Source organism: Bacillus sp. JJ783, from assembly GCF_036963225.1.
Classification (GTDB): domain Bacteria; phylum Bacillota; class Bacilli; order Bacillales; family Bacillaceae_G; genus Bacillus_A; species Bacillus_A cereus_U.
Genome location: NZ_JBALMG010000072.1, coordinates 48,289 through 74,650 on the forward strand (window position 1 = coordinate 48,289; position 26,362 = coordinate 74,650).

Genomic DNA, 26,362 nt, shown 5'->3' on the forward strand with positions numbered 1-26,362 from the left:
ATATATTGGAATATAATCTGAGGAAGGAGGGGGTAGTAATTAAGAATAAGATCTTGTATTCTTTGATTTTTTTAGTCTTGGTTTTTGCGATTTGCGCTGTCTATTTCTTTTTCTTTCGAAGTGCAGGTTTGGTTAAAATAAATCAACCAGACAACCTTATATTACTAGAAAAAAGCAAGAAGGAGCAAGTAAAATCATGGTCACTGTCGAATTTTAATTCAGAATATTCAGGAATTAAATCTGTAAGTAAGATCAAGATTGCGATATTAGACAGCGGAATAGAAAAACAACATGACGACTTAAGAAATCTTGTAAAAAAAGAATACAATGCAATTGAGCCACAACAGCCAGTAATTGATGTCTTAGGTCATGGGACGACTGTGGCAGGTATCATCGCAGCACATGATAACAAAATTGGAATAACCGGTGTCGCAGCATCTCTAGTAGAACTCTATGATGTTAAGGTTCTTGATGATGATGGAAAAGGAAAGATTGATAATTTAGTTCAAGGTATCAATTGGTCCATTGAAAACAATGCTGATGTGTTAAATATTAGCTTTGGTATGTCTTCTAACCATCCTGAACTTGAGAGGGTAGTTGAGAAGGCGCTTCAAAAAGGGATAATTGTTATTGCATCTGCAGGTAATAATTACGGCGGAAAAGTTGAATATCCAGCTAATTATAAAGATGTCATTTCAGTAACAGCAGTAAATCATGCCTATAACGCTGCAAGTTTCGCTGCGAAGAATGGAAAAATTGATTTTGCAGCCCCAGGTGTGGACGTATTAACCACTAAAACTTCTAATGGTTATTCGATTGAAAATGGAACATCTCTAGCATCGGCTCACGTAACAGGAATTGTATCTTTAATTCTCGCAAATAAGGAAACATTTAAACTGTCATCTAACAAATTAAAGTTCCCTAAAGAAGTGTATAAAATTTTAGAGAAAAATGCTGTGGACATTGGAGATAGTAGTCAAATCGGAAATGGGTTTATAAAATTATAGTAAGGGTGGAGAATTATGGTTAAAAAGATAGTATCATTAATGTTAATCTTTGTTTTAAGCATTGGAATCCTTCCAAATGGTAAAGCATTAGCAGAAGAATTGGTTCAAGACGAGAATATTGAAGTACTTGAGAATAATAGTGAGAAAGTAGAAGTACAAACAGAAGTTGAAACGGTAGAAGGTGATGCCGGAGTTTCAGCAGCTTGGGATAAAACAGATAACACATTTACAGTGAAATCAATAGAAAAAGATGCAAACGGAAATGAAGTTGAAAAAGAATATAGAGTTGACGTTGAAGAAGCAACTGATGAAGTGTTTAAAGCGACATTTACCGATCTGAAAACAAACGAATCCTTTGAAGTAGATTCTATGGAAGCACACGCTTCTCTAGCGTTCTTATTACCAATTGCAGGTGTAATTGGTCAAGGACTCGTTTCGCACTTAATCGCAATTGGTGCTGCTGTAGTTATTGCAGGTGCTACATATACAGTAGTAGGGAAAGTTGCTGCAGAATTACGAAAGAAAAAATATGATCACTATGCTGCTGTTCTAACAAAAGGAGATTTATATATTGGCGGATCAATCTCTAAAGCAACTGCAGTTTCAAGATTAAAATCAAGTGATAAAAAGAACAACAATGTTTGGTCAAAATCTTATGCTTTAGCCGCAACTGTTGCAAAAGACGCTGGAAACGGTAGAACACCAATTGGCCCTGAACGTGACAAAGGAAAAACGTCAGCAGAAGGTTACTATTTCCACTTCCATATCCATAATAGAACAGGTGGTCAATCATTCTATTAAGAAGGAGTAATGTATGATAAATAAACTTTATGAAAAGTACAAAATGCGAAACATCCCAAACAAATTTTCAATAGATGAAATCGATACAATTTTGAAAAGCGAGTATGGAGTTACAGAAATCGAAAAAAATAAAATTGGCTCTATTCATCTAGATTCGAATATCAAATTTAGGGAAATAGTAAAGTGTTATAAGATTGAGGAAAAGGCCGTTCTGATGAGTTTGTTTAGTGATGAGGAAAAAAATAACTTTGCTGAAATGATGCAACTTAATCAATCTGAACAAAATACAGATTTCGATGAGCGAGATTTTTTCAATAAAGAAATCCAAGAGGGTAAATTAATTGTTATCTTTTTAGCAAGTACAGATGGAACATACGTTAATTACTTCAACCTATTAGGTCATTCAGAGATAGTGTATAATAAACTTACAGTTCTTATGGGCTTAGAAAAAGAAGAATGTAACATTGAAAACCCTTTGTTTCAAGAATACTTACAGGCATTAGCCGCAACTGGATATTTAGAAGAATAAAGTAAAAACCACAGTGATTTGAAGTGAACCCGAATAGTGGTACATGAAAAAACACCTCCTGAATTCGCATGCTAAGTATGTAAATTCAATGGAGGTGTTTTTCGTTTGAAGACCAGAGTTCATTATCCAGAAGAAATAAAGTGGAAAGTGATTGAGGTGAAAAAGGATGGTTATTCAAATCGTACCATTGAGGGTGAAATTATTAAGAACGTAGAGATTGAATTTGATGATTATATGTGGGAATGTATCAATCCTAATATGGGCGGATGAAAATCAAACAAAAGTGTTAGTTAAATTAAAAAAGCAGTTAGCTTTTGCTAGCTGCTTCACTCCCTGGAGAGTGTCCGTTATATAATTTAGATAAAGATACTAGCTATTAAAAATATAGCTCCTATCAAAATTAGAGAATCAAATAAAATCAAGAACTGGTTTTTCTGTGGCTTTCGAAATGCCTTTATTAAGCTAAAAACTGCACTCATTCCGAAACAGATGTATAACAAAATCATTATTGTTTCTGACACACTTAACACTCCTAATATATTGATAATTTAATTATACAACGAAAAACAGATGCATGTAAGTTTTTGACAAAATCCTTATTTAGAGTGATTTTATAAATAGGATTTAATAAAGAATCCCTATCCTTAATAAGGATAGGGGAATGGTATAACAGCTTTTAGGAAGCTTATATTTAATATACTAAAAGAGTAAAAAAATGTATTTATGTAAAATTTAGTAATTGGTGTTGGTGAAATGAAAACAAAAGCGTTGTTTGAGAGAAAGGAAGAATAATGGTTATTAAGCATCAATTGGAATTATTGGTTGATGAAAAAGGATGGGATATTCCACGAGGCAAATTCGATGTAATTGCGGAAGCGATGGCAAATGACCCGCAATTTACAGATGATCACTTTGAAACATTTGCAGACAACTACTGGGACGGATTTTAAAACAAAAAGGCTATTTTAGTAGGAAGAGGAGAATATGAAGCTAAGAGTTAGACTATAATGGCGTGTATAAAACTTGAAATAAAGGTTTAACAAAACGGTATGGACAGTACCATCCGTATTTTTTTATGTATTTATAAAACTTTTCCATAGAGTGCGTCGTCTAATATATGGGAAGGAGGAAATGATGTGGATGAATTAACGGTAGAAGCGTTTGAAATAGAAGATAAGGAGGACCTTATCGACGAAATAATGAACAAGTATGGACAAGAAGTCTTACAGCTTGTGTACTCATATGTGAATAATAAAGAAGTTGCGGAGGATTTAACGCAAGATATATTTGTGAAATGTTATAAAACTCTTCATACATATAAAGGGAATTCGAACTTGAAAACATGGTTATGGAGAATCGCAATTAATCATTGTAAGGATTATATAAAAAGTTGGTATAACAAAAAGGTAATCGTTACAGAGGATGAATTTGCTTATATTGAGGTTCAACATGATAGTGTCGAGCAAACCGTTATTCAAAATGCAGAAGACCGTAGGCTGGCTTCTGCAGTAATGAATTTACCAATAAAATATCGAGAGGTCATTTATCTCTTTTATTATGAAGAATTGCCAATTAAAGATATTGCTATAGTAATAGAAGTGAAGGAAAACACGATAAAAACAAGACTGAAAAGAGCTAAGGAACTCTTGAAGAAAGGATTGGAGGAATAATCAAATGGAAGATCGATTAAAAGGCTTGCGAAAATCAATGGAGAACACAACTTTTAAACATTTGAGTTTTTCTGATCAGCATCGAAAGCGGGTACGTGAAAAAATCAATCAATCGTCCGAAAAGGAAGAAGATATCCTTTTAGCAGTGTTGCAACTTCTTATGAATGAAAAAACGGGTTATGAATTGATGCAGTTACTGAGGGGGAGAGGGATTCAAAAATTCGAAGGCGATGAAGGGTCTCTATACACTTTATTACATCGTCTAGAACAGAATCGCTTTATCCAATCTAGCTGGGATCACGCGGGAGCTAAATATTATCAATTAAATGATAAAGGAAACAAGATGCTGCGAAAGGCAGAGAAGAATGCTACGAAGGCACGATTTATATTAAAAGGCTTAGTACAGGAGTGAGGCGAAATTGAACAAAAAAGGGGAGCGTTTTTTAAAAGAAGTTACGAACCATATTAAATCAAAAGAAGCGAAGGACTTAGTGGCAACAGAACTAGATTTTCACATGAAACAGGCGAAGAATATGTGGATGGAAAAAGGGTTAAGTGAGGAAGTTGCTGAAGACAAAGCTGTTGAACAAATGGGAAGTCCGATCAAACTTGGGCAAGAACTTAACAAACTTCATAAGCCAAAGGTTGATTGGTTCTTACTTATTTTATTGGTGGCTGCTATGGGGCTAGGGTTTTTACCAATAGTAGCTCTTGGGCATACGAATGATTTATTAATGAATAAGGTGATTTTTGTTATTCTCGGCGTGGCAACAGCTATTGGGATGATGCTACTTGATTATCGGAAGTTAGAGAGACTCGGGTGGCTGTTTTATACAATCGGAGCACTTATTCTGTTAATGATAAAATGTTTTCCGAATGCTTTCATAAATGGAGAAGCGTTAATACAAATTAATCCCATCGCAATTGGGTGTTTAATGGCAGTACCATTCTTTCTGTTAGCTTGGGCTTCTTTTTTTAATAACAGTAGATTAAAGGTAAGGCACCTTCTGATTTTGTACTTATTTTCTTTGTATTTATTTTTAACTGTATCGGTTCTTGCGCCAATTTTCATCTATGTCACGATGGTATTCGTTATGCTTTGGTGGAGTAAGTTAGGAAAGAAAAAGGCATTGATTATTACAATTGTACCAATTTGTTTATTTATTATCAGAGTATTCTATTCCTGGTCCTCAGTAAAAGAATACCGGATGGCCAGAATTTTAGGGTATTTAAGTCCAGAGCGTAATGCGGATGGTCCAGGATTTATGTACATGCGTTTAAAAGAGGTAATGTCGTCAGCAGGTTGGTTTGGTACATATGGAAATGTGAAGTCTATCCCTGCTGCCCATACTGATTTTGTATTTGCCAGTTTGACTTACTATTATGGGTATGTGTTTGCGCTAATTCTTGTCTTCGTTCTTTCTCTTTTTGTAGCAAGGATAATGGTCATATCTTATAAAATAAATGATCGGTATGGTAAATTGCTTCTCGTTGGAGGAATGACTCTTTTTGTAGTCCAGTTTATTTATAACGTTGGCATGATTCTAGGTTTATTACCGATTGCTTCTATATCCTTACCTTTTATTAGCTATGGATTAACACCAACTGTATTTCATGCACTTTTAATGGGGATTGTGTTAAGTGTGTATCGACGTAAAGATATTTCATTTAGAATGAAAAAAACACCTTGATACTTATATAAGTTGTATATAAAAGAATTCATTATTATGATCAAGTATAAACGTAAATAGATAGTAGTGGAGGGTTATGACAAATAACCCTCTTGTTGTATTTAAATAAGTGAACTAGCCTCAATAGAAATACATAATTCAGAACGAGAGATTGATTCAGCTAGTTGTTGTAAATATAAGTATTCTTCCGCGTCTTTTTCAGAAGTGTTAGGATCCAATAAATGAGAAGAAAGAAGTACATCGATTGTAAGTACATCTGAATCATGAGAAGTGATGTTATAACCTGCAAATACAGGTCGTTTTAAGTCTTTTACTTTTTGAATCATTTTATGGAATTTCGTAACACTTATATTAATTTTGGCTAATGGAAAGCATTTTTGGATAGGATTCTCGATGGTCTTTCTAATTTTATAATTGTATACGTAATAGTACTTCTCTTGCTGTTCAAGTACTTGTAATTCTTTCGTTAATAAGTGGTATTTATCTGTAAGTCCAGTTGTTAGTACATCGTTTTCTTCACCAACTAATAAGGTGAAAGGTCTTGGTGATGAGATTGAAATGGTGCGGACGTTTAGTTCGGTAAAAGTGGGATTAGATTGTAAAATAGTATGTAATTTTTGGGTAGGGAACACGCCGTCATAAATAGCAATGAAATAATGATTCATCTTTTCACTCCTTAATTTTTTCTAAAATGATATATTCTATTTTTTAGTTGTAAGTCCTGCATAAAAAAGAAACACCTTGATTAATATCAAGGTGTAATAAGCTCAAAACTCTCCGAATCAGCCTCAAGTACAAAAGGACTAACCTCACCAACGCTATAAAGCTGCAATTCATGCATCGCGCGCGTACAAGCAGTGTAGAACAATCTACGAAGGCTTGCATCACTGTACACATCTTTAGAGGCATTGTAAATAATGACAGCATCAAATTCGATACCTTTCGCTAAATAAGCGGGGATAATGACAATGCCTTGTTCATACTCGGCTGAGTTACTTTTCACAAGTTTAATATTCTCGATATGGCTGAGTGCTTCGTAGGCAGCGGCACTCTCGGCTGCGGATTTACATATAATTGCGATCGTATTGTGCTGTTGTTCTTGTAGTTCAACAACTTTGGAAGTAATACAATTATGCAGTTCGTTGTAATCAGAAACTTTCGTTACTGTAGGTTTCTCGCCGTCACGTTCAAAGGCGTTAATGTTCTTTCCTTCCGGTACGAGATAGCGTGTAAATTCAATAATCGGTTTTGTTGAACGATAGCTACGAGTTAAGTTGATACCGTTTGTTTCGTCTGGCCCGTATAAGCTAGTAAGTGTATTGAAATTAACCGTTTCCCTCGCATGAGCGAATATCGCTTGGTTGAAGTCGCCGAGTACCGTCATTTTTGCGGCAGGGAAGAGACGTTTTAAAAACTCGAATTGAAACGGAGAGTAATCTTGGGCTTCGTCGACGAGTACGTGTTTAATGGATCTGTTCGTTTGGAAGCCTTCAATTAACTCTTTTAAAAGTAAAAATGGAGTCGCATCCTCGTAATATAGCTTTCCTTCATCAAGCATGTTTACTGTTAATGAGCAAATGTCGTCCCATTCTTTAGGTTTTTCTCCAGTAACCCATGATGAATTTGTGAAGAGCTGTTTATATATTCCTGTGAAATTGATGAAGCGCAATGTTTGAACGCCTTTACGCAATGGTTTTAATTTTTTGCGGACAATCATACGTCCGAGTACTTTCGTTTCTTTCTCATAATCATTAAAGGAATTGTCGTCAAACTCTCCTTTTTTCTGTAAGTATTTATAAGCCTTTTGATATTCATCTTTACTAAGTAATTCAATTTCTTCTTCTACCCAAGGTTTTTTCAGTTCTGTTTTTTCGATTGTATCTATTTGTTTATTTAGCCAATCCGTTAACTTCTCGATTCTATTATGGAAGCGGAGGGAGGAATCAGTATTATAAAATTGCTCTGTAATTTCTTTAGCAGAGGCAATTAGTTTTCCTCTAAATTTCATTCCTCTAAATAACATGCCTGAAGATTCAAGAGATTGTCTGTACGTTCTAATCATATCGAAAAATTGAGTGGATGCTTTAAATCGAATGCTCGCATTTCTAGTTTTATAGGCAGGGCTATTCGTTTCAGTTAGCATATATTCTAGTTGTTCATAAGGATCTTCAACATCAAATGACTTGCTTAGTCTATGGTTTAAATATTCCTGGAATGTAACTTGCTGCATATTCTCTTCACCGAGTTCAGGTAGTACGTTAGACACGTAGCTGTTGAACATGGAGTTAGGGGAGAAGAGAATGATTTGATCTGCTTTTAACCATTCGCGATATTTATATAGTAAATAGGCGATTCGTTGCAGGGCAGCTGACGTTTTACCACTACCAGCAGCTCCTTGCACGATAAGTAGTCGACCTTCATCGTGACGGATAATTTCATTTTGCTCGCGCTGGATCGTCGCAACGATGCTTTGCATATGTTTGTTCGTACCTTTTCCGAGCGCTTGTTGCAGAATTTCGTCTCCAATTGTAAGGCTCGTATCGAACATAGAATCAATCTCGCCATTTTGAATAATATATTGTAATTTTTTCTCCACATTGCCGCGGATTACGCCTCCTGGTGTACTGTACTCAGCTGGTCCTGGTGGATAATCGTAGTAGACACTTGAAATGGGTGCGCGCCAATCGTATATAAGAAAGTTTTCTCCGCTTGCATCGGTAAGGGTAGCCACCCCGATATAAATTTGTTCTGCACCAACTTCTCCTTCTTCTTTGAAATCGATTCGTCCGAAGTAAGGTGCTTTATGCATACGGCGTAGTGCGGCAAGTCGATTAAAGGTGTGCTTATGGGTAATTTGTGTTACGGCTAGTGACTGAGCTTGTTGTCTTAAGTTGATAACTGTTTCAAGATAATCGTCAAAAGTATCAGTGTTAACTGTTACATCATCCCAGAAGTGTTTGCGAATGTTGATTACTTCTGCCCGGCGTCTGCCAGTTTCGCTTTCCAGTTTATCAATTTGCTCCGTAATCGTTTCTATTACGGTATCCAAGCGTTTTTGCTCTTGATCAAGTTTTTTGTTCATACGTAAGCACTCCTTTAAAAGTGAAAAATAGAGGTTGACTGAAGATGTGTTTTGTTGTACAATTAAGATACGGATAAATACATTCTCTTATTTTTTAAGAATGCGTTTCTGTACTAATTTAACATAGTTTTTTAATTTAATCAATGATAATAAGATAAACCTTGGTTCCGCATGTGGTGGAATCGAGGTTTTTTGTTGTCTTTTAAGAGGGAGGAGCGATCATTGTCAGTTTTTGTCGGTAAGTCGATATAATTGAAAAATCGCCGATATAATTGGAGTTATGGTCGATAAATTTTGAGAATCGCCGATATAATTGGAGTTGCGGTCGATATAATTGAAAAATCGCTGATATAATTAGATCCGCAGCTGATTGATCCGGAGAACGGATCATATAATTTCATTTACCGAATCTGAACGTAATGTAACGCAAGGAGAGGGCATACAAAAAAAGCTCGGGCTTAGCCCGAGCTTTTCATTATTTCTTTTCGTCTTTTTTATCGTCAGCTTTTGGTTCTTCGAAAAGATCTTTCAAATCTTTATCGTCAACTTTTACGTCAGCTTTTTTGATTTCTTTCATCATAAGATCGTTCATGAATTGAGCATCTTGTGCTTTCTTTTGAACAAGGTCTTTTTTGATGTCGCCTTTTACTTCATCAAATGGTTTTTGTTCTTTAATATCTGTTACTTTAATGATGTGGTAACCGAATTGTGATTTTACAGGTTCGCTTACTTCATCTTTTTTCATTTTATAAGCTGCGTCTTCGAATTCTTTAACCATTTTACCAGCTGTAAAGTAGCCAAGGTCTCCGCCTTTTTCTTTTGAACCAGTATCTTCAGAGTATTGTTTCGCTAACTCTTCGAAAGATTTACCTTGTCCAAGCTCTTCTTTAACCTTTTTCGCAGTAGCTTCATCTTTTACAAGAATGTGGCTTGCTTTAATTTCAGGCTTGTAGTTTTCTTTTAGTTCTTTATCAGTGATTGTTTTTTCAATCGCTTGTTCTTGAGCTAATGAAGCGCGAACGCCATTTTTAACTGTTTCTTCTTTAAGACCTTGTTGTTTCATTAGTGTATCGAATTGGTCACCGACTTGCTTTTTCATTTCATCGTACTTTTTGTCCACTTCTTTGTCATCGACTTTGTAGTTTTTAATAAGTACTTTTTCCATAACCATGTTATTTAGTACTTGTTTACCAGCTGTTTGTTTCATTTGAGTGTAGAACTCTTCTTTAGTGATGTCACCAGCTTTAGATGTAACAACTTTGTCTGATGATGATGATGTTCCACATGCTGATAATGCGATTACACTTGTTGCGGCTAAGGCAAGCATAGCTTTCTTCATTCAATAAACACTCCTACTATTATGTATTTTTAATTTATCCCGTACAAATGAAGAAACGCCTTATGATAGGTTATTTTCGTTCATAAGAACCTGATTAAGTCTCACTGATGTCCTTTGCTTTTTTTATATGTAAAAGCACGCTTAACAGGGCTTACCTAGGCTTTAGGATAAAGTTTAGATGCGTGTCGTTTATTTCATAGTATAAGCAATATGTACAAAATTTAATATATCATATTTCGACGAGTTTTCCTATTGATAAAGAAATTTTAACCAGTTTGTGTCAGATTTTGAAAGGGTACCATATTGGGCGAATGCCGCATATATAGAAAAGAGGAGGGGATGGGGGATGAATTCTCAACTTATTTTATTACTTGTACTGTTTATTTTATTGGTTATAGTAGGTATAATTTGCTTATAGAGGAAAAAAATGAGGAAGGGGCTTTCCTTCCTCACTTTCCATGAAATATAATTTCTATATAACTAGAAATTAATAGAATGGTAATACATACATTAATAACTCGAAAGACACCGGGCTGGCGGCTCGCAGATATTTGTTTTCGCTCACACAGTGTATGTGTCATGAAATTCGTGTAAAATATAACAAGAAGTGCGAATGCAACAAAAACAACGGTTATAAGAGTCATGAGGCGAGACCTCCTTTTGGCTAAAATACATATACTTTATATATTGTATCATACGATATTTTGTTCGTGTTACAAAATTCAGAAATAGAAGACTTTGTGTTAGGAAGCGAGGGAGAAAATGGACGTTGTAAGAAGACTAGAACAAGCTGAATATTACGTAGACCTACTATTTAAAATGATTGATGAAGAAAAGTGTCCATTTTATTCTTTAATCATAAAGAAAAAAGCTCGTAAAAAAGACATTGAACGTATACTAAAACTTTGTGAAAAGCTGAACGAACAATATGTAGTGGAGAAAGCAGAAGGCCTTCTATTGTTTGATGCGCTATTAGATCAATTTGAAAAAGCGCTTCCACATCAGCTCGAAGTACACGAAACTGCGGAAGCGCTAGCAAAACAAGGTTTATTTAAGCCACTTATGAATGAATTCTTACGCATGATTGCGAAAAAATAAATAGATTATTTCTTAACTAACTTTTGATCGGATTCCGTAAAGTTCTCCTCGATATCTTCTAATGATTTCTCAAAAATATCGATGAAGTCTTGTCCGTAAATATTACGCAGGATTGCAATCAGTTCGATATTTTCTGGGAACTTACCGTAAAAATTACGAAGTTCAAGTGCCCCATTAAAAACAGAATTATTTTCAGGATCATACTCCTCCATTAAGCAAAGTAGTAATTCTTCCCCTTTGTCTGTAATTTCAATGTACGTATTTCGTTTATCATCTTCTTTTTTTGAGAATACAAGATAGCCGCGTTCTTCAAGCTTTTTAGAGAAGTTAAACGCCGTTGAGACGTGCATAACTCCAAATTTAGCAATCTCAGAAATAGAAGCCCCTTTTAAATGATAAGCGATGGTTAAAATGTGATGCTCATTAATGTTTAAATCGTAAGGTTTAATCCACTGTTGCCAATCTTTCTCTACGCATTTCCATAACGCTTTCGATAATTGAGCAATACGTTGGCTGAAAATCATCGCTTCTTTTACCGAGTAATTTTTTTCTCCACTTTTCATTTACTCACCCACTTTAACATTCTTTTTTCATTATTATCTATTATGCCAGTAAAATAAAAATTAATAAAGTCTTTTTGTGAGAATTGTGAAAATTTTTCGGAAAAACAACATTCTATACAAATCATGCATAACTATGGAAGCGTTTTATGAGTCAAGAATACATGTGTTTTCTTTACATGTTAAGAGATAACATATATTGTAAATGCATAAAAACACGGCATATCTATGTGATATGCCGTGTTAAGGTCAATTCGCGTGAAAAATATTTGTTATATGCAAAAAACTAAGCAGGAATATGTTTACGCTTTTTCTGGAACGGCTTCTTGTAGTTTCTCAATTGACTTTTGAATGTCTAAAATTTCTTTTTCAATATGTCGTTTGTTTTGAGAAATATCTTGTTTCCAGTTAGAAAGCGTGTCTTGCATATCGTCTTTTAGTTCTTGAAATACTTCTTTACCTTCTGAAGCAGTTTCAACGATTTGGCGCTTTAATAACTTTGTATCAGCTGTAATATCAGCTAAAGTCTTTTTAATATCAGTTCCTTTTTCTTTCAGCTTACCGCGCATAGCTTTACCAGAAGAAGGAGTTGAGAAAAGAACGGCTAGTCCAGCAACTGCTCCGCCGCAAAGTACACCTGTAATAAAGGATTTAGCTTTTGACATAAAAGGAAACCTCCTTATTTTTCGTTCGTATTCATGATGTATAAAAGTGTGCATATCTTTAAGACAAGGGGAAGAAAAATGAGCTTTTCTCTCTCTTGTACATGCTATGCACAAAAAATCATATCCCCGGCATTTTTGGTGAAGAAATAAGCCATTCAATAAATGCCAGAGGAATCGGCTTGATATGTATTACTTCTTATTATAGTGGCACTATTTCACACTATTTGCAATTGTACTTGCGATGTTTTGTAAATTTTCCATTGTATATTCATTTTGGTGTGATTTCCAAACAGCACCGAAACCATCGTTTTCACCGTAGCGTGGAATTAAATGAAGGTGGAAGTGGAATACAGTTTGTCCAGCTTTCTCGCCGTTATTGTTAAGTAGGTTGAAGCCAACTGGATTAAATTCTGCTTTCATTGCATTTGCGATTTTTGGAACGACAGCAAAAATATGTGATGCGATTTCTGGCGTTAACGCAAAAATGTCTTGTTTGTGAACTTTCGGAATAACAAGAGTATGTCCTTTTGTTACTTGACTAATATCTAAAAATGCAAGTACATGTTCATCTTCGTATACTTTTGAGCAAGGGATTTGCCCGTCAATGATTTTACAAAAAATACAATTGTCCGCTGTATGATTCATCGATCTCATCCTTTCAAATAGTCTTAGCCGTATTTTACCATAATTACATAGGAGAACAAACACGAAAAACAGGAAGCTGACTCAGCTTCCTGTTTTCTGAAGAGGGATTGAAAAAGCATTTTTTTATAATTTACGGTTCGCAGACACCTCATTTATATAAGAAATGCACGGTAAATCGGCTAAAGTTTCTGCCGTAGACACCCCATTTTCAAGTGAAATGAATTGCAATCTTTTTAAAAATGAAATTGTTTATTTTTTAAAACAGTATATGCTCTTTCGGAGACACCCCGTTTCGAAAATGAAACAAATTATCTGGTTATGTGTAAATTTCATTGTCCAATTTGGACACCCCATTTCATGATGACTTCACTATGTTGTTGTACTCATCAATTGGTGGTTGCTTTTTCAAGTGTGTTCCTTCTTCACTAATTATGATGTCCGCTTTCGTAAAAATATATGCGAAGAAATTTAAATTTTTTTTTGGAGACATCGATACTATGTAGTGCACCATGATTTTTGGTAAGATGAATATATACATTTCTTACAAAAGAGAATGAATATAAATGAAGAAAGTGGTGTCGTATGAGCGAGTTATTGCGTGTAGAAAATGTTACAGGAGGATATACGAAACGACCTGTACTGCAAAATGTTTCGTTCTCTGTTAATAAAGGCGAACTTGTCGGCTTAATCGGTTTAAATGGAGCCGGGAAGAGTACGACAATTAAACATATCATCGGTTTAATGGAGCCGAAAAAAGGAACTGTCACAATTAACGGGAAAACAATTCGTGATGATATGACAGCGTACCGTTCTAGTTTCTCCTTCATTCCAGAAACGCCAGTATTATATGATGAGTTAACGTTAGAAGAGCATTTGAAATTAACAGCGATGGCGTACGGTGTAGATGAAAAACAGTACGAAGAACGTGTAGGACAACTATTACAAGAATTTCGCATGAAAAATCGTTTGAAATGGTTTCCGTCTCATTTCTCAAAAGGGATGAAACAAAAAGTGATGATTATGAGTGCATTTTTAGTTGAACCATCACTTTACATTGTGGACGAACCTTTCGTCGGGCTTGATCCGTTAGCGATTCAATCACTTCTTCAAATGATGGATCAAATGAAAAAGAGTGGTGCGGGCATCTTAATGAGTACACATATTTTAGCGACAGCAGAGCGCTATTGTGATTCATTCATTATTTTGCATCAAGGTGAAGTGAGAGCGAAAGGAACGTTGGCTGAATTGCAATCACAATTTAACATGCCTGGTGCAACGTTAGATGATATTTACATTGCATTAACAAAGGAAGAAGATTATGAATAGCACAGCGTTATGGAAAGAACGATTTCGGCACTTTCTAAAAGAAGTTCGTACATATAGTAAATACGTATTTAATGATCATTTGAAATTTATTTTCGTATTTATCATCGGCGCAGGAGCGTATTATTACCAGCAATGGTTACAAACGTTAACACCATCGTTTCCGACAGCGGTCGTTATGGCAGTTTTACTTGGCCTCGTATTAACAGCCGGATCCATACAAACGCTATTAAAAGAAGCAGACCTTGTGTATTTACTGCCAGTTGAAGAAAAGTTAAAGCCTTACTTTACAAAGGCATTTCTCTTTACGTTTATGATTCAGTTATACATAATCGCAATGGTAGCCGCTGCGCTTGCCCCGTTATACTTCCAGCAAATGAAGCAAACAGGAGCGGCTTACATATGGATTGTAATCGCGTTCGTCATTGTAAAAGCGTGGAATTTATTCGTAGCGTGGGAAAAATCATTTTTAACAGATCAAAGCGTTCAAAAAGCAGATTGGTTCATTCGCTTTATCTTAAACGGCTTATTTGTGTACGTCCTTGTAGAACGTACTTCAGTCATTTTTACCGGTGTAATTGTTTTTCTTATGGCGCTATACCTTGCTGTTATGCATCAAAAGGTGAAGGGAAAGTCGCTAAACTGGGAGTATTTAATTTCTGAAGAAGGTAAAAAAATGATGCTGCTGTACCGCATTGCGAATATGTTCGTTGATGTACCAGCGTTAAAAGAGAGAGTATCACGTAGGAAATGGCTTGATTTCATTCTTTCGATGATCGGTGAGAACCGTACATATTTATACTTATATACGAGAACGTTTTTAAGATCAGGTAACTATTTCGGATTATATGTGCGTTTACTCGTTCTTGGAGGAGTCATTCTTTACTTCATCCCATTTTTATATGGACGTTTTATCGTAAGTCTTATTTTCTTATACTTAATCGGCTATCAGCTATTAACCCTTTGGAAACATCACCGCATGAAAATTTGGCTTGATTTATATCCAGTAGGGGTAGACGAGAAGAAGAACGATTTTCTTACTTTATTAAATGCGATTCTCATCATCGGTAGCGTTGTATTTACAGTTATATTTGCACTTGCGACGAAAGATTTCATAATGACCGGCATTTTATTTGTCGTAAGCATATTATTTAGTATTGGTTTCGTTTATCAATACGGTGCGAAACGCATTGAGCGTTTAAACTGAAGGGAATGAACCTATGATTACATATGAAGAGAAGGTTATAAAAGAATTGGAGCAGTGGAAAGCTACATTCATGAAAGATTCTTCTATGATGACACGGTTCTCTAAAAAAGTGCAGGTGAAAGTGCAACAACTAGTGCCGGCGAAAGTGCAAAAGGTACTAACAGAAACGATTCGGATGATGGTACAAACAATTAGTGCTGGATCAAACTTCATAAAACCGAAGCTAAAAGAAACGAACTGGTCACTGCAAAGACGAGACGATGAAGTACGTAAAAAAATGGATGAGTACAAAAAAGTCGCAGCGGCAGAAGGAGCAGGAACGGGAGCAGGTGGTATTCTCCTCGGTCTTGCTGATTTTCCGCTTCTACTTACCATTAAAATAAAATTTTTATTTGATGCAGCAACATTGTACGGATTTGATACGAGTAAAAAAGAAGAGCGCCTTTTTATTCTTCACGTTTTCCAACTTGCTTTTTCGAGTGATGACCATAGAAAAGAAGTATGGAAAGCAATTGAAACGTGGGATACAGAAGAAGAAAATCATATGGACTGGGAAAAGTTCCAAACAGAATACCGAGACTATATTGATTTAGCAAAAATGCTTCAGCTTGTCCCAATCATCGGTGCCCCGGTCGGCGCGTATGCGAACTATCAATTATTGCAAAGGCTTGGGGAAGTGACGATGAATTGTTATCGTATGCGCTTGCTTAATAGAAATTAATTTGCTTTATAAAAAAGAAGGCATCCTAAATTACACATTTAGGATGCCTTCTTTTTATTTATATTTATTATTCCCTGACGAATGAAGGAATGGAGCGCAATCCCTATAATATATTTACGGAAATCTTATTAAACCATAACAATATCTTACCACCTCTAATCAATTACTTATAAGTGGGGTCTCGCCACATCACCATCAACTTAAGAAATTGGCATTTCCCCATATCGAAAAAAATGAGCTGAATTATTATAAATAACTCTGGAAAGATAAAATTTTCATTTTGGGGATACTTCAAAATATTAGCTTGGTGGACATAGGTATCACCACATGTCCATGGATTAAAGAAAGAGCCTATTATTAAACTGTACCCTACTCTTTGGGTCGGAAGAGGTGCTATAGATGAATGTAAAGACATATAGGGCTCAAGTGTTTTCTTGGTCTAAGGAGACCAAGGTAGAAATAGTAGAACTCATTTCCGCCGGCATAGGTATGGCCGGACCTGTTTTGTTCGCCACAGTTCTAGGCTATCCCGCTCTTGGTTTTGCTGCATCGGTCGGCAGTTTGGCAGTCAGTAGCGTGCAAGTCGGTTCGAGTTTTATAAATCACGGGAAAAAGTTGGCATCAGCGCTGCTATCAGTAGTGCTCGCTGCGACTGCTGCTGTTCTCTCTTTCGGACATGGCTATCTGACATTTGGAGTCTTGATCCTGCTGGTAAGCCTTGCTGCGTTAATTGGCGGATATAGTCGTGCCTTGGCGGTGGCAACAACACGCTTTGTCGTATTCCTGATCATCATCCTCAACATGGTCGACCAGACGGAGTACCGGATGGAACTAATTTTTTCAATCTTAGCAGGGGCGATTTGGACCGTCAGTATCAGCTTGGTGCTAGGCATCTGGGTACACCGTTGTTATAAATCATCGCTGGATGGAGATGTGAAAGGGCCAACATCGAAAAAAATCATTCTATGGCGGAATTCTCTTGCACACCTATCCGGTTGGCAATTCCCAATCAGGCTCGCATTATGTCTAGGTATAGCTGAGGGATTGCGAATACTTTGGCCCGAGCACCACTTCTATTGGATTGCAATTACCGTAGCGATCCTTACTCAGCGGAAAATAGAACTCTTTCCAATCAAAACAACACAACGAGTGCTAGGTACAGTAATCGGCGTGATTGTTGCGAGCTTGCTTCTCGCAACTAGTCTACCAATTTGGGGGTTAGTTATAAGTATCGGGCTATTCGCAGGTGTTCGACCTCTTCTAAAGGTTCGAAATTATCTTGTATACTCTGCAACCATGATCCCGCTCATTATTTTGATCATGGAAGCTGGCAAGCCGTTCCAGTTTATCATTCTGTTCGACCGTGTATTTGCAACCCTTATCGGTGCAGTCATCGTGATTGCAGTGAACTTGATATTCAGTAGAGAGATGGCGAAATCAGTGTAAAGGTGGTTATCTAGCCAAAGATGCTTTAATATTTCGGGTATCTTTTCCAGTTGAACAAAATCCCCCCCTAAAATGAAAAAAAACGCTATTCTTTCTGTAGAATCATAAGAAAGGATGGCGTTTTTTTATGAATCCCCCACCTATCCCAGTGAAATGGAGGAAGAATGGAAGCTGAACTTGGTTTTTCATGCGGCACCGTCACATGCCCATCAACTTGAGATGTTGAAATAGCCCCAAGTATTTTGGTGAAAAAAAGAAACATTTAAGTTCCTAATGACATTTTTCTAATATAAGTTGTAACATTTCCTAAACAACAACTACCTTGTGGATTGTTTACTTCACAACCACATCGGTTTTCTCTTATGTTTTCGCGAATATGCTCTACTGGATTAGGAGTAAGTCCATTTTCCACATATTGTTTGATTTTTTCTTTTGTCCAATCAAAACAATAACAAATTGGTGTAGTTACTGAGTCATCTTTTTGATTTACAGCTACCTTTATGTCAGATACAAAGTATTTTTTATTATTCGTATCAAAATAGACTACATCACAATCTTCGTTTGAACAAAAATAGTGATTTTCTTTAGCATTTAATGTTTCTAATGCAGATGGTTTAAGCAATGATTTTAGTGTAATCAACTTTTCATTCTTTCCCCTCCTAAAACTACATTTTATCATTCCCTCCTGTTTTTGGGTGTGAGTGCTGGCTAGTCGTTTGGCGATACCCCATGCCCATCAAGATAAGGTCTTTAAGTACCACCTAAACAAAATTTTTAATTTTTCTACAGTTATTTATGTGAATTCAACTCGTTTTTTTCGTTTTAGGAACAATGCATTTTTTAAGTTGATGGCTATGCTCAAATTTGAGAGTCTTTTTTTGCTATTTCTATTCATATTTTTTTGTTTTTTACCAATAATATACAGATAAGGTGGATTTGTTTATAAAGCTACTTGAGCTTACTTTACTGTATTTAGGGGTGCAAATATGAAAGTATCAATATTTATTACTTGTGTTGCAGATGTTTTTTATCCAGAAGTAGGAAGAGATGTTGTGGAAATTCTTGAAGATTTAGGGTGTGAAGTGGATTTTCCTAAAACTCAAACTTGCTGCGGACAACCAGCTTATAATAGCGGGTATGTTAAAGAAACAAAAACAGCTGCAAAACATATGATTGAAGCCTTTGCTAGTTCAGAATATGTTGTGGCACCATCGGGCTCTTGCGCTATGATGGTTCACGAGTTTTCTAGCTTATTTTCTGAAAGTGAAGCGGAGTGGAAGAAAAAAGCTACTGAACTTGGAAATAAAACATATGAGTTCACACAATTTCTTGTGGAAGTATTAGGGAAAGAAGACTTAGGTGCGGAGCTTCATAAAAAAGCAACGGTTCACACATCTTGTCATATGAGCCGATTAATGGGGATTAAGGAACCACCGCAAAAATTATTAAAATGTGTAAAGGGACTGGAAGTTGTTTCACTGCCGCATAATTATGATTGCTGCGGATTTGGAGGGACATTCTCAGTGAAAATGCCAGAAATTTCTGAGCAAATGGTTGAGGAAAAAGTAAAGCATATTATGGAAACCGGTGCGGAAGTGTTAATTGGGATGGATTGTAGCTGCTTAATGAATATAAAAGGACGTTTAACACGCAATGGTTATCCAATTGATGTAAAACATATTGCTCAAGTATTAAATGAAGATCGAAAACAAGGGGGGATATAGAGATGGGAATGAAAATTGGGAACGATCCCTTTCATAAGCGTACTAAAACAGGCATTGGGGATCCATTTATGCGACAGGCTGTCAGGAAAGCGCAAGATGGTCTTAGAATCAAGAAATTAAAAGCTACTGAGAGTCTTGGAAACTGGGAAGAATGGCGAGCTTTAGGAGAAGAAATTCGAAAGCATACATTAGAAAACCTTGATTATTATTTATATGAGCTGAGTGAAAATATTGAGAAAAACGGTGGTTTTGTTTATTTTGCAAAGACTGCAGAAGACGCAAGGGAATATGTAAAAGGGATTGTAAAAAAGAAAAACGCGAAAAAAATTGTGAAATCAAAATCGATGGTAACGGAAGAAATCAGTTTAAATGAAGCGATTGAAGAAGCTGGAGCGGAAGTGTTAGAAACAGATCTTGCTGAATTTATTCTACAAGTGAACGACCACGATCCGCCGTCACATATTGTTGTTCCGTGTCTTCACAAGGATAAAGAACACATTTGTGAAATATTTAAAACAAAGTTAGATTATACGGGAACATCTGATCCGACGGAAATGGCGAGGTTTGTAAGATCGTATATACGTGATGATTTTTTTGCAGCGGATATAGGGGTGACTGGATGTAACTTTGCTGTTGCAGAATCTGGGTCAATTTCTATCGTAGCGAACGAAGGAAATGCAAGGCTTACTACGACACTTCCGAAAACGTTGATTACAGTTATGGGGATGGAACGTATTGTTCCGACATGGGAAGAGCTTGATGTTTTAGTAACACTACTCTGCCGAAGTTCTGTAGGACAAAAGTTAACAAGTTATATTACAGGGTTAACTGAGCCTGGCGGGACAGATGGACCTGAGGAATTTCATTTAGTCATTGTTGATAATGGTCGTTCCGATATTGTAGGAACAGAATTCCAAAGTGTCCTTCAGTGCATTCGTTGCGCGGCATGTATTAATGTGTGTCCTGTATACAGGCATATTGGTGGACATGCATATGGCTCTATTTATCCAGGACCAATTGGAGCTGTGTTAACACCGCTTTTAGGGGGATATGATGAATATAAGGATTTGCCTTATGCATCTAGCCTTTGTGGTGCTTGTACAGAAGCGTGTCCAGTGAAAATCCCGTTACATGACTTATTAATTAAACATCGCAGCCGCATTATAGAAGAAAAACAATCCCCCGTAGCTTGGAACGTGGCTATGAAAGGTTTTGAAAAAGTGGTGAAGAGTCCTAGACTATTTTCTTTTGCAGCGAAGAGCGCTCCCTATGCATTAAAACCTCTCGCAAAAGGAGATAAGATTGAGCGCGGCATTGGACCGTTAAAAGCTTGGACGGACGCGAGAGATTTTCCAGTTCCGAAAAAACAACCGTTTCGAGAGTGGTTTGAAAAACACGTAAAGGAGAACGATGATGGCCATCCAAAATCGTGAGGAATTTTTACTCCAATTATCAGAAAAGCTTGGTAGGAAACGTCCAGAAGCAGTGAAAAAACCGAACTGGTCTTTTTCCCCGCAGTGGGATGTTTTTGACGGACTTTCGCAAGACGAACTTGTATTAAAGTTAATGGAGCACTGCGAAGTAATTCATACAGAAGTAAAGCGAACAACAAAGGAAAATCTTGTTGAAACATTGGGGTCTTTTATAAAAGATTGGAATATCAAATCTGTTATATGTTCGAATGATGAGCGCTTTAATGAGTATGGTCTTACGCCATGTTTCAGCAATGAAGGTACAACACATTTTCGTACATGGGGATTAGATCATAAAGAAGAGGACATAGAATTTGCGAAAGCTGCCGACCTTGGCATTACGTTCAGTGATATGACTCTGGCAGAATCAGGAACCGTTGTGCTATTTAATGATGGGTTAAAAGGAAGACATGTTAGTCTGCTTCCAGAGTCATACATTGCAATTGTTCCTAAAAGTACGATCGTGCCAAGATTAACCCATGCTACAAAACTGATTCATGATCAAAATAAAGCGGGAGAAAACCTGCCCGCTTGTGTGAATTTCGTTTCGGGTCCGTCAAATAGCGCGGATATTGAAATGAATCTTGTCGTAGGTGTACATGGACCAATTAGAACAGCCTATATTATTGTGGATGATCAATAATGATTTACGTTTGCGACAGAGCGCGAAATATAGCTGAAGCATTATAAGAATACTGAAAATAGAAAGCGCTGGCTGTTAAATATAACCGGGGCTTTTTATTTTGTGTGCCCTTATTGGTGAAGAAACCTTAAGAAGGAAAATTTTAATCTGTTTCAGTTTTCTACGCTACTATAACTAACTAAATTGTGTCTTTTCTTAGAAGCTAAGCACACTATAACTAGCTCCAATTATAATGAATACGATAAAGAGCAGAATGATTAATAAAAGCCCACTACTACCGCTCTTACCATCTTCACCACCGCCGCTACCGCCTTTACCGCCAGATCCCATATGAAAATCCTCCTTATCGTTATACATTGTTTTTACTTTATATTTTTCTAGGTTCATCAAGAAGTTCCTTTTAAAACTCTAATTAACTTGCAAATCATTCCTTTTCATTTTACAATTTATTTACCGACCGGTAAGTAAAAATAGAAGAGGTATAGTATGACAAAAAATTTACAAACATCGCAGCACATTGTAGAGGCATCATTTAAACTAATGGCAGAGCATGGCATTGAGAAGATGAGTCTTTCAATGATTGCGAAAGAAGTAGGCATATCAAAGCCAGCTATTTATTATCATTTTCCGTCTAAAGAAGCACTAGTTGATTTTTTATTTGAAGAGATTTTTTCTGAATATCAATTCGCGGGTTACTTCGTTAAAGAACAATATACGAAAGAAAACTTTGCAGAAAAGTTAATCGAAGATGGTTTACATATGTTGTCGGAGTATAGAGGTCAAGAAGGCATATTACGCGTTATAAATGAATTCATCGTAACTGCGACGCGAAATGAAAAGTACCAGAAACGCTTATTTGAAATACAAGAAGATTTCTTAAATGGATTCCACGATTTATTAAAGAAAGGTGTGGAACTTGGCGTGGTGTCACAACATGCAACTGAAGAAAATGCGCATACGTTAGCGCTCGTTATTGATAATATGAGTAATTACATATTAATAGGATTCCAGTTAAAGTATAAAGAAATTTGGATTCAAAATGTGAAAAATGTAATGAAGGAGGAATAAATAATAAATTTTCAATTTTATGTAAAGTTATGTAAAATATAGATTGAGACAATTCATATATTAGATTAATAGATTTGGAGTGGTTACATGGATCCATTGAAAAATGAAATTCATCCTGACATGGTCAAGGTGTGGAAAATTCGTGCTGTAATTGAAGAAGGGATAGGTATTCTCGTCATCTTAGTATACCTTTTCCTCATGATAAAGTTTGATTGGTGGGCGTGGATTTTGTATGTGATGGTTGGGTTAACAGTTGCGCTAGCACCATTTTCGTACTTCGTATTCCCGAAAATGCGTCAACGTTATTACAGCTACCAACTAAATGAAGAAGAGCTTGAAATTCAGCACGGTCTTTTCGTTGTAAAGCGCGTATTAGTACCGATGATTCGTGTACAGCACGTTACAATTGAACAAGGGCCAATTATGAGAAAACATGGATTAGCAGAATTACATATTTCAACGGCAGCAACTTCTCATAGCATTCCCGGCTTAACGATGTATGAAGCAGAAATGCTGAAAACGAGAATCGCAGAATTAGCGAAAGTGAGTGATGAGGATGTATAAGAGGCAGCATCCAATCACGATGTTATTAGAATTAAAAATAACAGACTTTATACCATTAATTATTTTCATGTTTAGTTTAAACGGAAAGTTCCCATTTTGGTATTTAATTCCCGCTGGATTCGGTTTACTCACCGTTTTTTCAGCGTTTGAAAAATGGTATTACACAACATACTGGGTTGAAAATAACGTATTACATGTGAAACAAGGGCTCTTTGTGAAGAAGGAGAGCTACTTAAATAAAGAACGTGTCCAAACGATTAATACGAGTTCAGGCATGCTGTATCAAGTGTTAGGACTAAAGAAAATTAAAATTGAAACAGCTGGCGGAGGCGATGATGCAGAAGTTAGCTTAGCTGGTATTACAGTAGAAGAGGCGACTGAGCTTATTGCAATGCTAAATGAGCCAACTCCAGAAGTGAAAGCAGAAGAAACATCAGAAGAAGTAGTAGAAACAGAAATTATTACAGAGGAAGAACAAGCGACAGAGTACAAGTTAACGTGGAAAGAAATTTTATTAGCGTCTATTACATCTGGTCAATTTGGATTATTATTCTCTTTAATATTTGTCGTTTATAACCAAGTGGATGAGTACATTCCGAAATGGATAAAAAATAGCGTAGAGTCGTATGTAATGGATCATGATATATACGGCTGGATTTACATGGTAGCCATTTTGCTCGTCGTTTCTTGGATTATATCCACAATTGGTTACGCGTTAAAACATGGTAATTTCACAGTAAATCGAAAAAATGATGAAGTTCGTATTTCGCAAGGGTTACTTGAAAGGAAAGAACTTGTACTAAAATTGCACCGTATTCAAGGGATTACGATAAAAGAAAGTATTTTACGTCAACCATTCGGTTATTGTGCTGTGCAAGTAGAAGTCATTCAAAGTGAAGGAAAAGAAGAAAAAGTTACGCTACATCCAATTATTCGAAAAGATCGTGTGCAACAGTTACTCACACATTTACAGTTACCATATGAACTGAATACAAACATTACATCATTACCAAAAGCAGCGCTGCGTCGTTACTTAATTGATAGTTTTATATTCTTCGCAATGCTCGCAATCCCGCTTACAGGAATAATCATATACTTTGAAAAGTATTTCATCATGTGGGCGTTATTACCGCTCGCTATCCTCATCTTTACACTTGGATACGCAACATTTAAAACAAACGGTTATGGTGTAACCGGAGAGCAAATTACAATGGTACATCGTAGTATTGGGAAACATACAGGACTTGTAAGAAGAAGACACGTCCAATCAATTGAAAAGACACAATCATATTTCCAGCGCCGAGCGGATTTATGTACGTATACGTTTTCTAGTGCATCATCGAATTATAAACTAGAGCATACGAGAGTAGAAGATACGGAGAGAATGCAGGATTGGTATAAGAAGAGAATAAGTGAGAAATAACCTGAAAAGGCTTGCCTAGTATGAAAGGCAGGCTTTTTTATTATAGAGAAATGAGTAGTTTACAATTGGATTAGGCTTTCTTTAGTTTAATCCATATATTAGTACAACTACAGCGCACATTTATCAATACGTATCAGAAAAAAAGGTAGCTGCTTCTATTAATTTAAGATCAATGCCATGTTCCGTTAAGTTTTGGATGACTGCATGGTCATTTGTATGGCGGATTTAAATTTGGTCTCATTTTGGTTCTGGTGCAAAAACTTTGAAGTATATGAAAATGATCTATCAAACTTGTAGATACTGATAGTATTACTCTAAAAAGATGTGCGATTGGTATATGGGTGCGACCCCATATCCATCAACTTAAGAATTTTATAACACCCAAAAATAATAACTTTGTACATTTGCACTTAGAGATGTAAATTGTCTCATTTTTGGATACTTTTTATTTGTCAACTTGATGTCAATGGGGCGGGATCCCCTACACGCTTTTATGAAGAACCTTTATTTACACTAAGGATTGGAATCTTATTGATGCCGTAAAATATAGAAAAGGGAAAATAATGTAAAAAAAACTATTGTATGTTTAAAAACCTTATGTTACATTTGTGTTACGAAAAATTATAAAGTGTGACTTTTATTACACTTTGTTTTCGATGCATTACGGATTATGGTTTACATTTCTAATAAACTGAAAATATGTAAAGTTAAAGAAATGACAAACTATAAACAAAAAATGATTTTTCTATGTGTATAAGAGTGTGTGTAGTAAAGAGTCTGAGTGAAATCTTTATGCACATTATTAAAATTCCTTTCTGTCTTAAAAGAAGAAGACTACCAACTATTTAGGAGTTTTAAGTAATGATAGTAAATGAAATGTACTTCTTTTCCAACACACAATTTAGTACATAGTTTACTTCCAGTCTAATTACTACACAGACTTTTATACATATGACGTTATTGTTTTAGGCATATATAGGGGGAGAGAAAATGAGAAAGTTATTAACAGTAATTGGACTTACGTTTTTAATGCTAGCGGGATGTAGTAATGGGAATTTTGAAAAAGCGATGGATGAGGGGAAGACGGCGTTAACGAATAAAGAATATAAAAATGCTTTATCATCATTTGAAAGAGCACTAGATGAGAAAAAAGATGATTCAGATGCAAAAGTGTTTGTAGAGCAAACGAAAGCAATGATTGAAGCAGTGAAGCTAAAAGAAGAAGCAAAATTAGAAGAATCGATCAAGTCACTTGAAAAAGTAGAGAGCGTGAAGAATGGAAGTAATGCGCTTATAAAACAAGCAAAGGAAGAACGAACAGCATTAGTAGCGATCTTAGAACAAAAAAAGAAGTATGAAGAGCAGCTGGTGAAAAGTGAAGAGTTAATAAGTAAGAAAAATTATGCAGAAGCGAAAGAGATGTTAAATAAGGTAGTTTCAGAAACAAAAGATAACAAGAACCTTGAAGAATATAATAAAAAAGCTTTAGGATTAATCACTAAAATTGGTGAAGAAGAAAAAAATGCAAAGAATGTAACGGCAGCAGCGAAGGAACAAAAAACTGATGCAGTAACGAGTCAAAAGGTAGCGACAGAGAAGAACCAAAAGGTAGAGGCAGAAAAGAATCAAAAGGTAGCGACAGAAAAGAACCAAAAAGCAGAGACAGAAAAGAATCAAAAGGTAG

At 36.0% G+C, this 26,362-nt stretch carries 29 protein-coding genes; 20 read left to right on the forward strand and 9 right to left on the reverse strand.

What is annotated here, in order from left to right:
- Positions 1-62: 62 nt before the first annotated feature.
- The 8 genes from V7038_RS15985 (at position 63) to V7038_RS16020 (ending at position 5,698) form a co-directional block, all read left to right on the forward strand.
- The gene (locus tag V7038_RS15985; RefSeq protein WP_081339956.1) at positions 63-1,007 is read left to right on the forward strand and encodes a S8 family peptidase; all 945 of its coding nucleotides are present in this window, start codon (positions 63-65) and stop codon (positions 1,005-1,007) included.
- A gap of 15 nt (positions 1,008-1,022) precedes the next feature.
- Positions 1,023-1,808, forward strand: a complete 786-nt coding sequence (locus tag V7038_RS15990) for an SAR2788 family putative toxin (RefSeq protein ID WP_335470885.1) — start codon at positions 1,023-1,025, stop codon at positions 1,806-1,808.
- Between the two features lie 13 nt (positions 1,809-1,821).
- Positions 1,822-2,337, forward strand: a complete 516-nt coding sequence (locus V7038_RS15995) for a hypothetical protein (RefSeq protein ID WP_335470887.1) — start codon at positions 1,822-1,824, stop codon at positions 2,335-2,337.
- A gap of 105 nt (positions 2,338-2,442) precedes the next feature.
- Positions 2,443-2,607, forward strand: coding sequence for a hypothetical protein (locus tag V7038_RS16000; RefSeq protein WP_165763957.1), 165 nt, complete (start codon positions 2,443-2,445; stop codon positions 2,605-2,607).
- Positions 2,608-3,128: 521 nt separating this feature from the next.
- Positions 3,129-3,287, forward strand: coding sequence for a hypothetical protein (locus V7038_RS16005; protein ID WP_165763958.1), 159 nt, complete (start codon positions 3,129-3,131; stop codon positions 3,285-3,287).
- A gap of 186 nt (positions 3,288-3,473) precedes the next feature.
- Entirely contained in the window at positions 3,474-4,007 is a 534-nt protein-coding gene (locus V7038_RS16010) for a sigma-70 family RNA polymerase sigma factor (protein WP_335470889.1), read from the forward strand.
- A gap of 4 nt (positions 4,008-4,011) precedes the next feature.
- On the forward strand, positions 4,012-4,419 hold the full coding sequence (locus V7038_RS16015; RefSeq protein ID WP_002159014.1) for a PadR family transcriptional regulator: 408 nt from the start codon (positions 4,012-4,014) through the stop codon (positions 4,417-4,419).
- A gap of 7 nt (positions 4,420-4,426) precedes the next feature.
- Positions 4,427-5,698, forward strand: coding sequence for an FtsW/RodA/SpoVE family cell cycle protein (locus V7038_RS16020; RefSeq protein ID WP_335470892.1), 1,272 nt, complete (start codon positions 4,427-4,429; stop codon positions 5,696-5,698).
- A 101-nt stretch (positions 5,699-5,799) separates the two neighbouring features.
- Here the strand turns inward: V7038_RS16020 and V7038_RS16025 are convergent, their stop codons facing one another.
- The 4 genes from V7038_RS16025 to V7038_RS16040 all read right to left on the reverse strand — a co-directional run bounded on the left by V7038_RS16025 (position 5,800) and on the right by V7038_RS16040 (position 10,763).
- Positions 5,800-6,363, reverse strand: a complete 564-nt coding sequence (locus tag V7038_RS16025) for a hypothetical protein (RefSeq protein WP_335470894.1) — start codon at positions 6,361-6,363, stop codon at positions 5,800-5,802.
- A gap of 86 nt (positions 6,364-6,449) precedes the next feature.
- Positions 6,450-8,780, reverse strand: a complete 2,331-nt coding sequence (gene helD / locus V7038_RS16030) for an RNA polymerase recycling motor HelD (protein WP_335470896.1) — start codon at positions 8,778-8,780, stop codon at positions 6,450-6,452.
- A 475-nt stretch (positions 8,781-9,255) separates the two neighbouring features.
- A complete protein-coding gene (gene prsA / locus V7038_RS16035) occupies positions 9,256-10,119 on the reverse strand; it encodes a peptidylprolyl isomerase PrsA (RefSeq protein ID WP_335470898.1) in 864 nt (287 codons plus the stop codon).
- Between the two features lie 449 nt (positions 10,120-10,568).
- Positions 10,569-10,763: a hypothetical protein gene (locus V7038_RS16040; RefSeq protein ID WP_000172692.1), complete on the reverse strand. Its 195-nt coding sequence runs from the start codon at positions 10,761-10,763 to the stop codon at positions 10,569-10,571.
- A gap of 118 nt (positions 10,764-10,881) precedes the next feature.
- Between V7038_RS16040 and V7038_RS16045 the strand changes: the two genes are divergently transcribed.
- Positions 10,882-11,217, forward strand: a complete 336-nt coding sequence (locus tag V7038_RS16045; RefSeq protein ID WP_002150076.1) for a DUF1878 family protein — start codon at positions 10,882-10,884, stop codon at positions 11,215-11,217.
- Between the two features lie 5 nt (positions 11,218-11,222).
- Here the strand turns inward: V7038_RS16045 and V7038_RS16050 are convergent, their stop codons facing one another.
- From V7038_RS16050 to V7038_RS16060, 3 genes are all read right to left on the reverse strand, one after another.
- The gene (locus tag V7038_RS16050; RefSeq protein ID WP_002159009.1) at positions 11,223-11,780 is read right to left on the reverse strand and encodes an HTH-type transcriptional regulator Hpr; all 558 of its coding nucleotides are present in this window, start codon (positions 11,778-11,780) and stop codon (positions 11,223-11,225) included.
- Positions 11,781-12,079: 299 nt separating this feature from the next.
- Positions 12,080-12,442 carry a YtxH domain-containing protein gene (locus V7038_RS16055; protein ID WP_002201482.1) on the reverse strand — a complete coding sequence of 121 codons (363 nt, stop codon included), beginning with the start codon at positions 12,440-12,442 and terminating at the stop codon, positions 12,080-12,082.
- Between the two features lie 210 nt (positions 12,443-12,652).
- Positions 12,653-13,087, reverse strand: a complete 435-nt coding sequence (locus V7038_RS16060; protein ID WP_001016832.1) for an HIT family protein — start codon at positions 13,085-13,087, stop codon at positions 12,653-12,655.
- A gap of 582 nt (positions 13,088-13,669) precedes the next feature.
- Here V7038_RS16060 and ecsA point away from each other — a divergent pair.
- The 4 genes from ecsA (at position 13,670) to V7038_RS16080 (ending at position 17,784) form a co-directional block, all read left to right on the forward strand.
- Positions 13,670-14,413: an ABC transporter ATP-binding protein EcsA gene (gene ecsA / locus V7038_RS16065; RefSeq protein ID WP_033710448.1), complete on the forward strand. Its 744-nt coding sequence runs from the start codon at positions 13,670-13,672 to the stop codon at positions 14,411-14,413.
- A complete protein-coding gene (locus tag V7038_RS16070) occupies positions 14,406-15,617 on the forward strand; it encodes an ABC transporter permease (protein WP_335470900.1) in 1,212 nt (403 codons plus the stop codon). Before ecsA ends, V7038_RS16070 begins: the two co-directional genes overlap by 8 nt.
- 13 nt (positions 15,618-15,630) lie before the next feature.
- Positions 15,631-16,338 carry an ecs operon protein EcsC gene (gene ecsC, locus V7038_RS16075; RefSeq protein ID WP_002030211.1) on the forward strand — a complete coding sequence of 236 codons (708 nt, stop codon included), beginning with the start codon at positions 15,631-15,633 and terminating at the stop codon, positions 16,336-16,338.
- Between the two features lie 399 nt (positions 16,339-16,737).
- Positions 16,738-17,784 (forward strand): FUSC family protein, encoded by a 1,047-nt coding sequence (locus V7038_RS16080; RefSeq protein ID WP_002202878.1) that lies wholly within the window; start codon positions 16,738-16,740, stop codon positions 17,782-17,784.
- A 262-nt stretch (positions 17,785-18,046) separates the two neighbouring features.
- Here V7038_RS16080 and V7038_RS16085 read toward each other — a convergent pair whose 3' ends face one another.
- The gene (locus V7038_RS16085) at positions 18,047-18,463 is read right to left on the reverse strand and encodes a putative iron-sulfur cluster-binding metallochaperone (RefSeq protein ID WP_438825113.1); all 417 of its coding nucleotides are present in this window, start codon (positions 18,461-18,463) and stop codon (positions 18,047-18,049) included.
- A 307-nt stretch (positions 18,464-18,770) separates the two neighbouring features.
- Here V7038_RS16085 and V7038_RS16090 point away from each other — a divergent pair, with 307 nt between their 5' ends.
- The 3 genes from V7038_RS16090 to V7038_RS16100 are packed head-to-tail and all read left to right on the forward strand — an operon-like array spanning position 18,771 to position 21,623.
- Positions 18,771-19,508, forward strand: coding sequence for a (Fe-S)-binding protein (locus V7038_RS16090; protein ID WP_002158996.1), 738 nt, complete (start codon positions 18,771-18,773; stop codon positions 19,506-19,508).
- Between the two features lie 2 nt (positions 19,509-19,510).
- On the forward strand, positions 19,511-20,941 hold the full coding sequence (locus V7038_RS16095) for a LutB/LldF family L-lactate oxidation iron-sulfur protein (protein WP_002158995.1): 1,431 nt from the start codon (positions 19,511-19,513) through the stop codon (positions 20,939-20,941).
- Positions 20,922-21,623 (forward strand): LutC/YkgG family protein, encoded by a 702-nt coding sequence (locus tag V7038_RS16100; RefSeq protein ID WP_335470903.1) that lies wholly within the window; start codon positions 20,922-20,924, stop codon positions 21,621-21,623. The genes V7038_RS16095 and V7038_RS16100 overlap by 20 nt, the downstream gene beginning before the upstream one ends.
- Before the next feature lie 195 nt (positions 21,624-21,818).
- Here the strand turns inward: V7038_RS16100 and V7038_RS16105 are convergent, their stop codons facing one another.
- On the reverse strand, positions 21,819-21,953 hold the full coding sequence (locus V7038_RS16105; RefSeq protein ID WP_335470906.1) for a sporulation protein YjcZ: 135 nt from the start codon (positions 21,951-21,953) through the stop codon (positions 21,819-21,821).
- A 156-nt stretch (positions 21,954-22,109) separates the two neighbouring features.
- On the opposite strand from V7038_RS16105, the gene V7038_RS16110 reads away from it, so the two are divergent.
- The 4 genes from V7038_RS16110 to V7038_RS16125 all read left to right on the forward strand — a co-directional run.
- On the forward strand, positions 22,110-22,691 hold the full coding sequence (locus V7038_RS16110) for a TetR/AcrR family transcriptional regulator (RefSeq protein WP_002202873.1): 582 nt from the start codon (positions 22,110-22,112) through the stop codon (positions 22,689-22,691).
- 87 nt (positions 22,692-22,778) lie between these two features.
- Complete coding sequence (locus V7038_RS16115) at positions 22,779-23,255, forward strand: PH domain-containing protein (protein ID WP_002202872.1); 477 nt, start codon at positions 22,779-22,781, stop codon at positions 23,253-23,255.
- Positions 23,248-24,678 carry a PH domain-containing protein gene (locus V7038_RS16120; protein WP_070128074.1) on the forward strand — a complete coding sequence of 477 codons (1,431 nt, stop codon included), beginning with the start codon at positions 23,248-23,250 and terminating at the stop codon, positions 24,676-24,678. The genes V7038_RS16115 and V7038_RS16120 overlap by 8 nt, the downstream gene beginning before the upstream one ends.
- Before the next feature lie 990 nt (positions 24,679-25,668).
- A partial coding sequence (locus tag V7038_RS16125; RefSeq protein ID WP_335470909.1) for a hypothetical protein occupies positions 25,669-26,362 on the forward strand: 694 nt, incomplete at its 3' end.